The sequence below is a fragment of the Gemmobacter sp. LW-1 genome (assembly GCF_001303875.1).
GTDB lineage: Bacteria > Pseudomonadota > Alphaproteobacteria > Rhodobacterales > Rhodobacteraceae > Gemmobacter > Gemmobacter caeni.
Window position 1 is genome coordinate 1 of the sequence record NZ_LJSC01000060.1, and the last position, 15,461, is coordinate 15,461.

At 66.7% G+C, this 15,461-nt stretch carries 14 protein-coding genes and 1 pseudogene; 2 read left to right on the plus strand and 13 right to left on the minus strand.

The genetic code is table 11. The features are described from left to right. From AO684_RS18770 to AO684_RS18820, 11 genes and pseudogenes are all read right to left on the minus strand, one after another. Positions 1 to 494 (minus strand): annotated as a pseudogene (locus AO684_RS18770) (hypothetical protein); the annotation flags it as partial. A gap of 12 nt (positions 495 to 506) precedes the next feature. Then, on the minus strand, positions 507 to 1,415 hold the full coding sequence (locus AO684_RS18775) for a hypothetical protein (protein ID WP_235451320.1): 909 nt from the start codon (positions 1,413 to 1,415) through the stop codon (positions 507 to 509). Between the two features lie 72 nt (positions 1,416 to 1,487). Further along, the gene (locus AO684_RS18780) at positions 1,488 to 1,973 is read right to left on the minus strand and encodes a HutD family protein (RefSeq protein WP_054304268.1); all 486 of its coding nucleotides are present in this window, start codon (positions 1,971 to 1,973) and stop codon (positions 1,488 to 1,490) included. Further along, the gene (locus AO684_RS18785) at positions 1,970 to 3,112 is read right to left on the minus strand and encodes a DNA recombination protein RmuC (protein WP_054304269.1); all 1,143 of its coding nucleotides are present in this window, start codon (positions 3,110 to 3,112) and stop codon (positions 1,970 to 1,972) included. Before AO684_RS18785 ends, AO684_RS18780 begins: the two co-directional genes overlap by 4 nt. Beyond that, positions 3,109 to 4,959 (minus strand): DNA mismatch repair endonuclease MutL, encoded by a 1,851-nt coding sequence (gene mutL, locus AO684_RS18790; protein ID WP_054304270.1) that lies wholly within the window; start codon positions 4,957 to 4,959, stop codon positions 3,109 to 3,111. The genes AO684_RS18785 and mutL overlap by 4 nt, the downstream gene beginning before the upstream one ends. Positions 4,960 to 5,011: 52 nt before the next feature. Continuing rightward, positions 5,012 to 6,316, minus strand: a complete 1,305-nt coding sequence (locus AO684_RS18795) for a pitrilysin family protein (RefSeq protein WP_054304271.1) — start codon at positions 6,314 to 6,316, stop codon at positions 5,012 to 5,014. Continuing rightward, entirely contained in the window at positions 6,313 to 7,647 is a 1,335-nt protein-coding gene (locus AO684_RS18800) for a pitrilysin family protein (protein ID WP_054304272.1), read from the minus strand. The genes AO684_RS18795 and AO684_RS18800 overlap by 4 nt, the downstream gene beginning before the upstream one ends. A gap of 85 nt (positions 7,648 to 7,732) precedes the next feature. Further along, the gene (locus AO684_RS18805; RefSeq protein WP_054304273.1) at positions 7,733 to 8,269 is read right to left on the minus strand and encodes a DUF3035 domain-containing protein; all 537 of its coding nucleotides are present in this window, start codon (positions 8,267 to 8,269) and stop codon (positions 7,733 to 7,735) included. Between the two features lie 53 nt (positions 8,270 to 8,322). Further along, positions 8,323 to 8,832: a signal peptidase II gene (gene lspA, locus AO684_RS18810; RefSeq protein ID WP_054304274.1), complete on the minus strand. Its 510-nt coding sequence runs from the start codon at positions 8,830 to 8,832 to the stop codon at positions 8,323 to 8,325. Position 8,833: 1 nt separating this feature from the next. Beyond that, positions 8,834 to 10,444, minus strand: coding sequence for a bifunctional phosphoribosylaminoimidazolecarboxamide formyltransferase/IMP cyclohydrolase (gene purH, locus AO684_RS18815; RefSeq protein ID WP_054304275.1), 1,611 nt, complete (start codon positions 10,442 to 10,444; stop codon positions 8,834 to 8,836). A 13-nt stretch (positions 10,445 to 10,457) separates the two neighbouring features. Further along, positions 10,458 to 12,194, minus strand: a complete 1,737-nt coding sequence (locus AO684_RS18820; protein ID WP_235451321.1) for a heparinase II/III family protein — start codon at positions 12,192 to 12,194, stop codon at positions 10,458 to 10,460. Positions 12,195 to 12,360: 166 nt separating this feature from the next. Here AO684_RS18820 and gph point away from each other — a divergent pair, with 166 nt between their 5' ends. After that, positions 12,361 to 13,029, plus strand: coding sequence for a phosphoglycolate phosphatase (gene gph, locus AO684_RS18825; RefSeq protein WP_054304276.1), 669 nt, complete (start codon positions 12,361 to 12,363; stop codon positions 13,027 to 13,029). Here gph and AO684_RS18830 read toward each other — a convergent pair. Next, positions 13,007 to 14,245 carry an RsmB/NOP family class I SAM-dependent RNA methyltransferase gene (locus AO684_RS18830; protein WP_054304277.1) on the minus strand — a complete coding sequence of 413 codons (1,239 nt, stop codon included), beginning with the start codon at positions 14,243 to 14,245 and terminating at the stop codon, positions 13,007 to 13,009. The two genes, gph and AO684_RS18830, sit on opposite strands and share 23 nt — an antisense overlap. Positions 14,246 to 14,321: 76 nt before the next feature. Here AO684_RS18830 and AO684_RS18835 point away from each other — a divergent pair, with 76 nt between their 5' ends. Further along, the gene (locus AO684_RS18835) at positions 14,322 to 14,498 is read left to right on the plus strand and encodes a DUF1674 domain-containing protein (protein ID WP_054304278.1); all 177 of its coding nucleotides are present in this window, start codon (positions 14,322 to 14,324) and stop codon (positions 14,496 to 14,498) included. 89 nt (positions 14,499 to 14,587) lie between these two features. Here the strand turns inward: AO684_RS18835 and dapB are convergent, their stop codons facing one another. After that, positions 14,588 to 15,397 carry a 4-hydroxy-tetrahydrodipicolinate reductase gene (gene dapB / locus AO684_RS18840; protein ID WP_054304279.1) on the minus strand — a complete coding sequence of 270 codons (810 nt, stop codon included), beginning with the start codon at positions 15,395 to 15,397 and terminating at the stop codon, positions 14,588 to 14,590. Positions 15,398 to 15,461 lie beyond the last annotated feature (64 nt).

Here is a 15,461-nt window from a genome sequence, read left to right on the forward strand (position 1 = left end):
TCGGGCCGGATCGCCTCGGCCGCTGCGGCCAGATCCAGCCACGCCGCGCGATCTGCCGCGATCCGGTCCAGCCATGGCACGCCCGCCGCCGGGTCATCCGCGATCACCGCACCGGGACCGGAGGCAAGGCTGTGCCATGTCTCATAGACATAGACCGCCGTCTCCGGATTTTGTGCCCAGGCAAGCCCGGCCCAGTTCTTGACCTGCCCGGCGCTGTCGTTCCACTCCGCCTGCCCCGCCAGTGGAATCGCCTCGGTCAGGATGAGCGTGCCGATCTGGCCCGTTTCCAGCCGGGCGCGGCCATTTGCGCCCTCGGCCTCGGCCGCGTGATCCCACTGATATTTCAGCGGTGCGCCATTGATGATCTGCGCCTCGACCCGCACCTCCTCGACCCCGGTCGCACGCAGGCCATCCTCCACCAGCGGCGGAAGATTGGGGCCGACGAGGCTGTGGCCCACGAACAGGATGTCAGCCAGAAATGCGAGAAGGGACATGCTTAAGCCTTATCAACCGGATACACCGGACGGAGCATAACCGCGCACCGCGTCCCAGACCACCGCCTGAATGATCGGCGCGGCGGCATCGGGCGGCGCCGTGGCGGGGGTGCCATCGGCAAGGTTCAGCCGGTGCGGAAGGCCCAGCGGACTGGCACCGCTCAGTACCGCGTAATGCACAAGCGCCACCACATAGGCCCCCAGATCGTTCAGATGGATCGGGTCCACCTCGCCCGCCGCGTCGCGGGCGAACAGATCCTGCCGGTTGGTCAGCCCCGGCACCTCGCCCGCCTCGATCCGCCGCACCAGCGCAGCCATCGCCTGACCCGCAGGAATGATGTGAATCGAACCGGTCGCCGGATCGGCCATGGCCTCGGCCACCAGCGGCTCCCACAACTCCGGCAAGTCAGCGTCCAGCCGGGAGAGCCAGCCCTGCGGATCGTCCAGCCGATGCCAGGTTTCATAGAGATACACCCGCACATCTGGCCGCGCTGCACGCGCCAGTGCCGTCCAGTGGGCCAGCGCCACCGCGCTGTCATGCCAGCGTAAGGCGTCGCGCAGCTCCACCATTTCCGTCAGAACAACTGCGTCATAATCGCCAGATCCGATCGCCGCTTCGGCCGCACGATAGGCGGGGGTGGCATTTTCCTCGGCATGGCCCGGAACGTCACCCGCGCGGTGTTGGTTCAGCGAGGCCCCCCAGCCCAGCTGGCTGTTGTAGCGGTAGCCCGACCCCATCATCTGCGCCAGCATGGCGGGCATGTCCCGGCCCACGAGGCTGTGGCCAAGGTGATAGACCGATCCCGGAGGACGAGGCGGCAGGGCATCATATTGCGCCGCGAATGCCGCACTGTCATGGCGCGCGCGCCAAAGCCAGCCCGCCGCCGCCGCCATCGCCACGGCAGCCCCTGCTATCAACATCAATCGTCGTTTCATCCCCGCCAGATCGGCAGCCAATGGCGGGATTGCAAGGTTTGTCCTGCGAATTGCCGCCTAGAACCGGGTCAGCACCAGAAGGGACGGCCCGGAAACCGTCACCGGCGCCTCGCTGATCTCAAGCCCCTGCGAGGCCAGGTCAAAGACAAACAACCGCCCGCCCTGTGGCGGGGCGTGCTGCCCCGTCTGCGCGACCCGCACCTCGGGCGCGGGCAGCTCACGGGCAGTCATCACGTTGAAATCCTCGACCGGCGCGGTGACACCCACGGCCCGCAGCGCCACATCCCCCGGAAAGGCCGCCGGGACCAACAGGTCACAGCGCAGGTCAATCCCGTCACCTACCAGCCCGAAACCGGGGCCGGACAGCACGGTCAGCACCCGGTCAATGCCCGGAAACAGCGAGAAATCACCGTTCTCCACCACTGAAGCCATCGACAACCGGAAGCGCAGCCCCTGCGGCCCGTCCTCGCGCCACAGTTCCACCGTGCGGCCCTTGCCATTGGCCCAGGGCATTTCGGTGTAATCCGCACGGCTCAGCCTCATTCGGCGCCTCCAATCATGGCCGGGCTTTCCGGCGCCAGTTCCTCGAAATCGAAGTTATCAAGGCGCCGCGCCCGACGGCCCGCCTTTTCGCTGCTGATGCGAATTTCCTCGATATCCTTCGCGGCCTGCCCGAAATGCCGGTCAAGGTTCGCCACCCGGTCGCCCAGCCGCGAAACGTCCTGATACAGCAGTGCCAGTTCCTTGCGGATCGCCCCCGCCTGTTCGCGCATCCGAGCATCCTTCAGCACCGCGCGCATGGTGTTCAGCGTCGCCATGCAGGTGGTGGGTGAGACGATCCAGACCCGCGCGGCAAATCCGTCACGGATCAGTTCAGGGAAATTGGCATGCAACTCTGCATAGACCGCCTCGGAGGGCAGGAACATCAGCGCACCATCGGCGGTTTCGCCTTCAAGGATGTAACGCTCTGAAATCGCTTTGATATGCGTGCGCACAGCCTGTCGTAGCTGACGCGCCGCAAGGTCCAGATCAGCCTGCCCTTGCGCGCGGCGCAGGGCTTCATACGCCTCCAGCGGGAATTTGCTGTCGATCACGATGGGGCCGGGCGGGTTGGGCAGGTGGATCAGGCAATCCGCGCGCCGCCCGTTGGAAAGCGTGGCCTGCATCGTGTAGCTGTCCGACGGCAGCGCCTTCAGCACGATGTCATGCAACTGGATCTCGCCAAAAGCGCCGCGCGTCTGCTTGTTGGACAGAATATCCTGCAAACCCAGCACATTGCCCGACAGTTTCTCGATATTGGCCTGCGCTTTGTCGATAGTTTCCAGCCGTTGCTGCAATTCGCCCAGGGAACGCGCCGTGCGAGTGGCTGTGCCGTGCAGGCTTTCGCCCATCTGGCGCTGCACTTCAGCCAGACGCTGTTCCATTACCTGCAACATGGCGGTCTGGCTGACCGCCTGCGCCTCAGACACATGATGCAGCCCGCCTGCCAGCCGTTCCTGCCCGTCGGCAAGGCTTTGCACCCGCTGCCCCAGCCACCCCAGTTCCTGCACCAGCGGTTGCGCCGCCCGACCGGAGGCGCGCAGCACAAGCAGCAGCAGCAGGACGATCAGCCCGATGAGGCTGCCCGCAATGAGCACGGCCGGGTCATTCCACGCCAGTTCCATGGTTCCCAGCCGGATCATCTGCGCCCGAACAGCCGTTCGATATCGGCCAGCTTGAGTTCGACATAGGTCGGCCGCCCATGGTTGCACTGGCCCGACATCGGCGTCGCCTCCATCTCGCGCAGCAGCGCGTTCATCTCGTCGGCCCGCATCTGCCGCCCGGAACGGACCGAGCCATGGCAGGCCATCCGGCTCAGCACCGCGTCGATGCGGCCCTTCAGGCGCTCTGACGATCCCAGATCGGCCAGATCGTCCACGATATCGCGGATCAGCGCGGCAGCATCGACGCGGCCAAGGATCGCGGGCACCTCGCGCACGGCAATGGCACCACCGCCGAAGGGTTCGATCCCCAGACCCAGCGCCGCCAGATCCTCCGCAATCTCCAGCAGGCGCGCGGCGTCCGCCTCTGACAGATCGACGATTTCGGGGATCAGCAGCGCCTGCGCGGCGATGCCCTTGTCGGATGCCTGTGCCTTCAGCCTCTCATAGACCAGCCGCTCATGCGCGGCATGCTGATCGACGATGACCATGCCATTGGCCGTCTGCGCGATGATGTAATTTTCATGCACCTGCGCGCGGGCGGCACCCAGCGGACGCTCGGTCAGATCGGGTTCCGGCGCGGCAGCCGACTCGACGCGAGCCGAAGGCGCCTCGGCAAAGCCCGGCTGCGGCGCAGGGGCCTGAGCGGCGAAAGCGCGGGCAAAGGTCGCCTGCGAGGGGCGATCCATCTGATAGACGCGCGGCGGCACGGCAACAGGCGCAACCATCGCAGGCTCTGGCCGGAACGCCTCCAGCGTTTCGGTCGCCACGGTGTTGGAGGCACGATGCCCCGCCCCTGTCAGCGCCAGCCGCAGCCCCGAGACGATCAGCCCCCGCACCAGCGCCGGTTCGCGAAAGCGCACCTCGGCCTTGGCGGGATGGACGTTCACGTCCACCCGTTCGGGGTCGCAGACCACGTTCAGCACCGCCGCCGGATGCCGGTCGCGGCTGAGCACATCCATATAGGCCGCCCTCAGCGCCCCCAGCAGCATCTTGTCCAGCACCGGACGGCCATTGACGAACAGGAACTGCGCCACAGACGAACCACGCGAATAGGTCGGCAGCGCTGCATAACCAACCAGCCGCACACCTTCCCGTTCAAGATCAATGCGCAGCGCATTTTCACCGAAATCGCTGCCCAGCACGCCCGAAACACGCCGATGCAGCGCATCGAAGAAATCACCGTTTTCCGCATCAGCACGGAAGACCAGCCGCCCGTCACCGCCGCCGCTGACATCGCGCAGCGTGAAGCCGACATGCGGTTCCGCCAACGCGAGGCGCTTCATCACATCGGAAATCGCGCCCATTTCGGCCCGGTCAGAGCGCAGGAATTTCAGCCGCGCCGGGGTGGCATAGAACAGGTCGCGCAGTTCGACCACCGTGCCACGATTCAGCGCGGCGGGACGCAGGTCGCCCAGGCGCCCGCCCTCGACGGTCAGGCTGACGCCTTCAAACCCCTGCGCGCGCGATGTGATGGTCAGCCGCCCCACGGCACCGAGGCTGGGCAGCGCCTCGCCACGGAAACCGAAGCTCTGGATGTTCAGCAGGTCCGAGCCGTCAATCTTCGAGGTGGCGTGCCGCGACAGGGCCAGCGGCAGGTCGTCGCCGGTCATGCCGCAGCCATCGTCGGTAACGCGGATCAGCGTCTTGCCGCCATCCGCATAATCCACCGCGATGCGCCGCGCGCCGGCGTCGAGCGCGTTCTCCACCAGCTCTTTCACGGCAGAGGCGGGGCGTTCCACCACCTCGCCCGCCGCGATGCGGTTGATCGCCGCTTCATCCAGTTGCCGAATGACCGGCCGCGCCATGTTGGGGGTTTCTAGCTTCATGCCGCAAGACCTAGCACAGGGGCGCAGATTCGGCCACAGGAATAGCGGCGCGTCAGGGCGCCGTGCTCAGTCCCTCGGGCTGACCCACCACGACGATCCGCAGCTGATCGGGCCGGATCAGCCGCTGCGCCACACGGCGGATATCGTCCAGCGTCACCGCCTCGATCTTCTGGTTCCGCGTCGCGGAATAGTCGATCGGCAGGCCGGTCATCTGCATACCCACAAGGATGCGGGCAATCGGCCCGTTGCCATCAAAGCGCAGCGGGTAGGCGCCGGTCAGATAGGTCTTGGCAGCGGCGAGCTCGTCGGCCGTCACACCTTCGGAGGCTCTGGCCCATTCAGCGCGCAATACATCGACGGCTTGCCCGGCCGTCTTGTTGTCGGTGGCGAATTGCCCGGCCAGCAGATCGGCATGATCATAGTCGATCAGATAGCTGCGGGCGCCGTAGGTCAGCCCGCGTTTTTCGCGCAATTCCCGCATGAGACGCGAGCCGAAGCGTTCACCGCCCACAATCTCGTTCAGCACGAAGGCCGCGAAATAATCCGGGTCATCCCGCTCCAGCCCCGGCTGTGCGAAGCTGACCACTGCCTGCGGCGTCGGAAAATCGACCACTGTCACCCCGCCGGTCAGATCCAGCTTGGCCGCGCCGGGAAGTGGTGCCCCGGTCTCGGGCAGGGCCCCCAGCAGATGATCCAGCAGCGCACCAAGTTGTTCGGGCGTGATGTCCCCCACGGCCGCCACATAGACCCGGTCGCGGGCCAGCGCGGCCGTGTGGGCGGCAAGGATGTCATCGCGGGTCAGCGCCTGCACGCTGTCCTCGGTTCCGTCACCCGAACTGGCATAAGGGTGGTCACCAAAGGCGATCCCGTCCAGCGTACGGCCTGCGATGGCCGACGGGTCTTTGGCATTGCTGCGGATGATCGACAGCACCTGCCCCCGCACCCGTTCCACCGCATCGGCATCGAAGCGTGGCCGCGTCAGGGCAAGGCGCAGCAGTTCCGCCGCCTGCGTACGGTTCTCGGTCAGCATCCGGGCCGAAACCGCCACATCGTCCTTCGAACTGTCGAACCGGAACTCCGCCGCCAGACCATCGCGGGTTTCCGCGAATTTCTGGGCATTCATCTCTGCCGCGCCTTCCTCCAGCAATCCGGTCATCAGATTGACAGCGCCGCGCTTGCCCGGCGCATCCAGCGAGGTGCCGCCCCGGAAGCGGATTTCCAGCGCGGTAAAGGGGATCGAGTGATCCTCGACCAGCCAGGCCTTCAAGCCGCCGGGTGAGGTTACGTCCTGAATAGCAATCTCGGCCCGCAGCGGTGTGGCCAGCAGCAGGAACAGCGCCAGAAAACGGCCGATCATTGGGCATCCTCCTCGGTCAGCAGCCAGCCGGTCACGGAATGGCGGCGATCCAGCACCTGCCGCGCGGCCTCCATCACATCCTCGGGCGTCACGGATTGCAGCACCTCGGGCCAGGCCTGCACATCGGCCACGGTCAGGCCGGTGGTCAGCGCATCGCCATAACGGCGGGCAAGGCCGTCCACATCATCGGCGGCATAGATTTCCGAGGCATGAAGCTGCGTCCTGATCCGCGCGAAGGCGGCCGGATCGGGGCCGGTGGCAAGGAAATCCTTCAGCACGCCATCCAGTTCCGCCTCCGCTTCCTCGGGCTTCACACCGGGCAAGGGAACCATGCCGATGGTGAACTGGCCGTAATCCAGCGCCGTGCCATCATAATAGGCATAGCTGTAAACCGCCTTCGGATCTTCGAACTGAAGCTTGCGGGCCAGAAGGCTGGTCGTGCCGGACCCGCCCAGCAATTCCCCCAGATAAACCAGCGCGGCGGCGGTCTTCTGATCGCCCGTCCGACGGTTCGGCGCCAGATAGGTTCGCATCATGAAAGGTTCGGAGACACGCTTGTCATGCATGGTCAGACGGCGCTCGGCCAGTTGCGGCGGCTCCTGCGGGCGTTTGCGTACCGGCAGGTTGACGGTGGGCGTCAGCGGGCCATAGTGCTTTTCGGCCATGGCGCGCACCGCATCCGGCGTCACATCGCCCGCGACGATCAGGATGGCATTGTTGGGCGCATAATAGGTGCGGTAGAAATCTTCCGCCTCGGCCCGGCCCAGCCCCTCGATCTCCTGGCGCCAGCCGATGATCGGCACGCCATAGGGGTGGTTGAGAAACTGCGCCGCGCGAAGCTGTTCCATGAACAGGCTGCTGGGATCGCTGTCGGTACGCTGGTTGCGTTCCTCCAGAATCACATTGCGTTCGGTAGCGACCACATCGTCGGTCAGTTGCAGGTCGCGCATCCTGTCGGCTTCGATCGTCATCATCAGGTCCAGCCGGTCAGCCGCGACGCGCTGGAAATAGGCGGTCTGGTCCCACGAGGTGAAGGCATTGTCATTGCCACCCTGCGCCTCGACGATGTCAGAAAACTCGCCCGGTTTCAGATCATCGGTGGCCTTGAACATCAGATGTTCAAAGAAATGCGCAATGCCGGAATGGCCCTGCGGCTCGTCCGCCGCGCCGATCTTGTACCACATCATCTGGACGGCGACCGGCGCGCGGTGATCCTCGATCACCACGACCTGCAGGCCGTTATCCAGTGTGAAATCCGTCACCGGCCCTTCGGCCAGGGCGAAAGTTGCGGAAGCCGACCAAAGCAGTGCGGCGGTGACAGTATTGCGCATGGAAGCCTCCCTCGGACGCCCACCACACCTACGCGGTGGAGGGCCGGGGTCAAGCCGCCCTGACGGCGAGTTTACCGGACGTGCGTCAGCGTTCCCCGTCCTGACGCGGCGGGGCGGACGGATTGCCGACACCGCGGCGGCGCCAGTAATCCAGCTCGGAATGCTGATCCAGCGACATGTCCTTGTAAGCGCGGTAATAGGCGTTCACGCCGAACACCCGTTCCAGCAGCCGGGCATCGTTGCGGCGGCGGTGATCCAGATCCTCGGCCGCAAGCTGGCCGCGGATATTCTGCGCCACGCCGTTCCGGGCCGCATAACCCACCAGCGCCGCATCGTCGCTGCCCGCGCCCGGACGTCCGCCCAGCGCGGTGATGGCGTCGGCTTCGGGCGTCGGGTCGGTGATATTGCTGCCGCCGGGCGTCGGCGCCGGAAGCGCTTTCAGGTTGTCCGGCATTTGCAGCGCCTTGGGCGGCAGGATGCCGAATTCATCGGGTCCATTGGTCGTAGACCGCAGGTTCATCAGCTTCGGCTCCCGGTCGGAACCGCAGCCTGCCAGCGTCATCGAAAGCGCCGCCGCTCCTGCAAGGATGGCCCCCCGCGCTACCCGCCGTGCTGCCTGCATCGTTCTCTCCAGAAAACCCGTCCCGTTGTCTTTAGCGCAAAGGCGCTGGCACGTCACGGGGTCTTTCGGCGCTTTGGCCGCGGCTTGCCACCGCTGGTCGCGCCACGATCCCCGGTGAACAGGACCAATCCCGCCGCGCCCGCGAAAATGGCGATGTCGGCCACGTTGAAGGCGTAGGGGTTGTCGAAACCGCAACAGGACATGTTGAGGAAATCTGCCACCGCCCCATAGGCCACGCGGTCCACCACATTGCCCAGCGCCCCCCCGATCAGCACGCCCGCCGAAATCCGCGCCAGCGGCCCGTGCGCCGATTTTGCCGACCAGTGCCAGACCCAGCCGACAATCAGGATCGACAGGATGATCAGGCCCCAGCGCATCAACTCGCCTTCGCTGGACATCAGGCCAAAGTTGACGCCCCGGTTCCAGGCCATGCGGAAATTCAGCAGGGGTGGCAAGATGTCGATCTCGCCCCGCGCCCGCAGGTCAAGGCCAAAGACCACCACCAGTTTGGTGATCTGGTCAATCAGGAAAATCGCAAGGGCAACCAGGGCAACGCGGCGCATGTCAGTGCCGGAAATGGCGCATGCCGGTGAAAACCATGGCCAGCCCGCGTTCATCGGCCGCCGCGATGACCTCGTCGTCGCGCATCGAGCCGCCGGGCTGGATGATCGCCGTCGCGCCCGCCTCGGCAGCGGTGATCAGGCCATCGGCAAAGGGGAAGAACGCGTCCGAGGCCACGACCGAGCCATGGGTCAGCGGCGCGGCGGTGCCCAGCGCCTCTGCCATGTCCTGCGATTTGCGGGCAGCGATTCGCGTGCTGTCAACGCGGCTCATCTGTCCGGCGCCGACCCCGACGGTCGCGCCGTCCTTCACATAGATGATGGCGTTGGACTTGACGTGTTTCGCCACCGTCCATGCAAAAAGCAGGTCGCGCAGTTCGGCCTCGGTCGGCTGGCGCTTGGTCACGACCTTCAGGTCTTCCATGCGCAGGAAGCCGTTGTCGCGGTCCTGCACGAGAAAGCCGCCGGCCACCTGTTTCCACGCCAACCCCTTGGCCTGCGGGTCGGGCAGGCGGTCGGTGGTCAGCAGGCGCAGATTCTTCTTGGCGGCAAAGACCGCGCGCGCCTCGGGCGAGGCGCCGGGGGCAATGACCACTTCGGTGAAGATGCCGGTGATTTCCCGCGCGGTGGCTCCGTCCAGCGGTTGATTGAGCGCGATGATGCCGCCGAAAGCCGAGGTCCGGTCGCAGTCATAGGCACGGCCATAAGCCTCGGCCAGCGTCGCGCCACGCGCCACGCCGCAGGGGTTGGCATGTTTGATGATGGCGCAGGCCGGACCTTCCGCCGGATCGAACTCGGCAACCAGCTCGAACGCCGCATCGGTGTCATTGATGTTGTTGTAGGACAGTTCCTTGCCCTGCCATTGCTGCGCGGTGGCAACACCGGGGCGCTGCGTGCCGTCGGTGTAGAAGGCCGCTTTCTGGTGCGGGTTCTCGCCATAGCGCAGGCTCTGCGCCAGTTGCCCGGCAAAGGCGCGGCGGCGCGGCGTATCTTCCTTGATCGCCCCGGCCATCCATGTGGACACAGCGGCGTCATAAGCAGCGGTGCGGCTGTAGGCGGTCAGCGCCAGCTTCTGCCGGAAGGCATAGGTGGTTGCGCCGTCATGGGCCTTCAGTTCGGCCAACAGGGCGTCGTAATCCTGCGGATCGGTGATCACGTTGACGAATTTGTGGTTCTTCGAGGCGGCACGGATCATCGCCGGGCCGCCGATGTCGATATTCTCGATACAGTCGGCGTAAGAGGCGCCGCGCGCCACCGTCTGCTCGAACGGATAAAGGTTCACCACCAGCAGGTCGATCGGCTCGATCCCGTGGGCTGCCATGGCGACCAGATGCTCGTCATCGTCGCGCAGCGCCAGCAGGCCGCCATGCACCATCGGGTGCAGGGTCTTCACGCGCCCGTCCATCATCTCGGGGAAGCCCGTCACCTCGGCCACGTCCCGCACGGCAAGGCCCGCAGTGCGCAGCGTCTGCGCCGTGCCGCCGGTGGAGATCAGTTCGACCCCCCGCGCGGCCAGCGCGCGTGCCAGATCCAGAAGGCCGGTCTTGTCGGAAACCGAGAGGAGCGCGCGCCCCACGGGCACGAGGTTCACGGGTGCGGCGGCGGCGGTATGCATCGGACACTCCTGATCAGGGGCGGGAGGGGGGCTCTTCCCGGTCAATATCGCGGATGGCGAGCGGAGTATCCTGTGCCTTCGCCAAGGTCCAGCCGATCCGGGCCTGAAAATCCTGCAAAGATGCCGCAAGTACGATCTGTCGCGCCGCGCGGGGCATCAGACGGCCCTTTTCCAGATAGACCGAGGGCTCCAGCGTCATCACCGCCTGCCCGTCATGGCGAAACACCCAGATCTCGCCCGAGCGCAGCGCGACCGAAACCGCAGCGCCCCCCATGTCGATTTCGGCATCCGCATCGGGGTGCAGGTGGAAGCGCAGGGCAAAGCCGATGTCCCCCCCCGTCCGGCGCAGCACCGCTTGCAGGCGGTCCTTGTCGGCAGGGGTATCGGCCACCAGCATGTCGGTGCCATCAAGCCGGCGTCCGTCAGCCGTCAGGGCAAGGTCGCGCAGATGCACGAGACCGTGCGTGCCACGCCAGCCGTCATGCCCGGCAAGCAGCAGATGCGCCTCGGCATCATGGCTTTGCCGCAGCAGGGTGATGCGGGCACGATCCTCCAGCACCTCGCGGCGGTCATGGGCAAAGCGGGACGAGGAAAACCCGTCGATGGACAGGGTCGAATGGCTTTGCGTGGCGCGGCTGGCCCGGTGCCAGTCGGCGCCGAAAGGCGCGCCATTGCCACAGTTCACGATCAGCGGCCGCCGCCCCGAAGTCAGCTCGAATGCGAGGGTCGAGGCATGGGCCGAGGCCCCCGCCTCCCCGCCCGGCGACAGGGCTGTATCGACGATAACCGAACTGCGCCCCGCCGACAGCCGGGTAAAGCCCATGGCCAGCCCGCCGACAGGTGCGGGCTTCACGCCGGAACTGGCCAGCGCATGATCCAGCCGCCCCTCCAGCCCGCGCCCGCCCCCGTGAAACCGCGCCAGCCCGCCATCGGCATGACGCAGCGCGCGCAGAGTCGGCGCGATCCGTTCAATCGCTGCCAGATGCGACGGCGGCACCAGCCGCCCGGCATCGGTCAGCGCCTGGGCAGCCCAGGTCAGCAGGGTGAAAACCTCAAGCAATTCCTCGGGGTTGCGGGTCGGTATCCCTCCTTCGGCATCCACCTCGCGCTCACATTCCCGCGCCAGCGCGGCGGCGGCGGGATCAACATGCGCCTCCATCCCGATCAGCGCCAGACCCGCATAGATCAGCCCGGTCAGCGCCTCGAAGCGCGGCAGGCCGGGCGAAGCCACCTGCCAGCGCCGCGACAGGAACACCGTCTGATGCGACAGTGCGCTGTAATAGGCCAAAGCGCGGTCGCGATCCTGCCCGCCCAGCAAAAGGATGGCATGGTTGATCCAGCGGATCAGCCGCCGTCCGGTCAGATCGGGCGACCAGCCGGGGCCGTCGCCGCGCCCGTAACGATCAATCCAGCCAAAGGTCCAGTCCTGGGCGCGTTTGCGCGCCGCCGGATCACCGACCGCCGCCAGATCATCCAGCCAGCCGAAGCCCTGCAATTCAGCCTCAAACGCGGGGCCCGGGCGGGCGATATCCCAGATCTCTGCCCCCGGCGCCTCGATCAGATGGCCTGCGAACAGGAAGTTTCCAGCAACAAGCTGCTTGCCGCGCGCGTAAAGACCGATGGTGCGGGGTTCGGGCTGCGAGACGAAACCGGCGGCGGGCTTTGCGCGCGTGGCCTTACGGGCGGCAAGGCGGTTCATCGCCTGCACCCAAGCCTCTGCCCACCATGCGCCGCGCGCAACCGCCCTCATGCCCCGCTCACTGATCCACAAATTGCCTGCCTTGCCCGTGTCCGGGTCTTGCGCCGCACCATAGACGCGCGGGCGCCCCCTGTCACCGCAAAACCCCGTGTGAGCCGGTCCGGGGGCTGGACCCCGGCGCCGGGGCAGGCCATTCTCCGCCCGCAAAGGAGCCCGCATGACCCATTCCGTTATCTTCGATCTGGATGGCACGCTGATTGACAGCGCACCCGACATCCATGCCAGCGCCGACACCGTTTTCACCGCTCTGGGCCAGCCCCCCTTTACCCGTGCCGAGGTTCAGGGCTTTGTCGGACGCGGCGCGCCGAACCTTGTGGCGCGGCTGTGCGAATCGCGGGGCCTGCCGCATGAGGGGCCGGAGTTCGACCGCGTTCTGGCCCGGTTTCTGGAAGTCTATGAAGGGGCGCAGGCGCTGACCGTGCTCTATCCCGGCACCCGCGCGGCACTGGAGGCATTGCAGGCAGCGGGCTGCAAGCTGGGGCTTTGCACCAACAAACCGCTGGCGCCGACACTTGCGGTGCTGCGCCATTTCGGTTTGGAAAACCTGTTCGCAGCGGTAATCGGCGGCGACAGTCTGGCAGTGAAGAAGCCCGACCCTGCGCCGCTGCTGGAAACGCTGAAGCGCATGGGCGGCGGCCCGGCGATTTTCGTGGGCGACAGCGAGGTCGATGCGGAAACCGCGCAGAACGCGGGCCTGCCCTTACTGTTGTTCACCGAAGGGTATCGCAAAACCCCGGTCGAGGCGCTGCCACATGATGCGGCTTTCGCCCATCACGATGCGCTGCCGGGGCTGGTCGCCGCGTTCAGCGCTCCAGCCGTGCCATGAAGAACCCGTCCATCCCGCCACGGTCGGCCCAGTAATCGGGCCGCAGGCGCAAACCGCCCGCAGGCGCGCGCCATGCCGGGTCGGCGCCGGGCGGCAGGGCATCATCAACGCGCAGGGCGGGGTGACGCGCCAGCGCGGCGGCAAGCTGCGCCTCCCCTTCTTCAGGCAGAAGTGAGCAGGTGCAGAACACCAGCCGCCCTCCCGGTTTCAGCCAGCCCAGCGCCCGGTCGATCAGCGCGGCCTGCAGGGCGACCAATGCCTCCAGTTCCGATCCGTCTTTCACAAAGGGCAGATCGGGATGGCGGCGAATGGTGCCCGTAGCGGAACAGGGCGCATCCAGCAGGATGGCATCGAACGGGGCCTCGGGCTGCCAGTCCAGCGCATCGGCCACCACCACCTCGGCGGTGAGGCCGGTGCGCGCAAGGTTGTCGCGCAGCCGCGTCATGCGCGACTCGTTCACATCCAGAGCCGTGACCTGCGCCCCGGCGGCAGCCAGTTGCAAGGTCTTGCCACCCGGCGCGGCGCAGAGGTCCAGCACCCGCTCGCCCGCCTGCGGTGCCAGCAGCGGCACTGCCAGCGCGGCGGCAGCGTCCTGCACCCACCAGTCGCCGGTCGCATAGCCCGGCAGGGCGGAAACCTGCACACCGGGGGCAAGCCGCAGACTGCCCGTGGGCAAGGCCTCAGCCCCTTCGATCCCCACATCCCGCCCCGGACGCAGGGTCAGATCGACCGGCGCAGGGGCGGCCTGCACAGCCTCCATCGCACTGACCGCGGGCTTGCCCCAGGCATCGACCAATGGCTTGCGCAGCCAGAACGGAAGGCGCTGCGGCGGTTGCTTGCCGAAACTGGGGTTTTCCGCCACGCGCCGCAGCACGGCATTCACCAGCCCCGACAGCGCGGCATGACGGCGGTGATGGCGGACCATGTTCACTGCCTCGTTCACCACGCCATGCGCAGCCTCGCCCAGCACCAGCTCCACTGTGGCAAGGCGCAGGGTGTTCAGCACCGTCAGCGGCGGGGCCTTGCGGAGAAAGGGTTTCAGAAGGCGGTCAGTCGGTTCGACATGGCGCAGCACCTGCGCCGTCAGCCGCTGCGCCCGCGCACGGTCAGCAGGGGACAGGCCGGTCAGCGCCGCTTCACACTGGCTCAGCAGCAGGCCCTCGCCCAGCACACCGTCCAGCATGTCCACCGCCGCCGCCCGTGCCGTCCTTGCCATTGCCCGCGTCCCCGCCCTTGTTCATCTGCCTGCCGCCCGTATATCATGGCAGAGAAGCCTGCAAGGAACCCGACCGATGAGCGAGGACAAGCCTGACCTTCCACCCGAAGCGCTGCGCGCCCTGGCCGAGGCCGAGGAACGCCGCCGCGCCGCGAAGGACCAGACCCTGCCGCCCGAACTGGGCGGGCGCGACGGGCCGGAGCCGGTGCGCTTTGGCGATTGGGAAAAGAAGGGCATCGCAGTCGATTTCTGACGCGCCCCCTGTCCCGACAGGCCGCATGGACGGCAGCGTCGGAATTTGAGTATTTTTGCAAGAAGCAACAGGCAGCGGCGTGCCGGGCCTCAGAGGCCGAGCACATCCATCATGTCATATTCGCCGGGGCCCTTGTGCTGCCCCCAGAGTGCGGCCTTCAGGGCGCCGCGGGCGAAGATGGCGCGGTCGGTGGCGATGTGGCGGAGCACGATGCGCTCGCCCGTCCCGGCAAACAGCACGTCATGTTCGCCCACGATGTCACCGCCGCGAATGGCGCTGAAGCCGATGGCACCGGGGCGCCGGGCGCCGGTGATGCCGTCACGGCCCGAGTCGCGCATGGTGTCCAGATCGACGCCGCGCCCTTCGGCGGCGGCCTGACCCAGCATCAGCGCGGTGCCAGAGGGCGCATCGACCTTCTTGTTGTGATGCGCCTCGATCACCTCGATGTCCCAGTCGGCATCAAGGGCGGCGGCGACCTTGCGGGTCAAGGTGACCAGCAGGTTGACACCAAGGCTCATGTTCCCCGCACGCACGATCACCGCATGGCGGGCGGCGGCGTCGATCTTTGCCAGATGTTCCGGCTCAAGCCCGGTGGTGCCGATGACATGGACCAGACGCGCCTGCGCCGCGAGGGCGGCAAATTCCACCGTGGCGGCGGGGGTGGTGAAGTCGATCACCGCGCGGGCCTTGGCGAAAGCCTCCAGCGGGTCGTCAGTGACTTTCACGCCGACCGGCGCGCCGCCCAGACATTCGCCGATATCACGACCGATCCAGTCATGCCCCGGCCGTTGGATGGCAGCGGCAAGACGGGCCTTGTCGCTGGCCAGAATCGTACCGATCAGCATGCGGCCCATGCGGCCCGAAGCCCCAGCGATGACGATACCCGGCAATGCGTCCATCTTGCGCCCTCCTGTCTGCTCGCCCTCCCATAGCGTGAAAGCGCGGAGACGGCCAAGCCCTGTT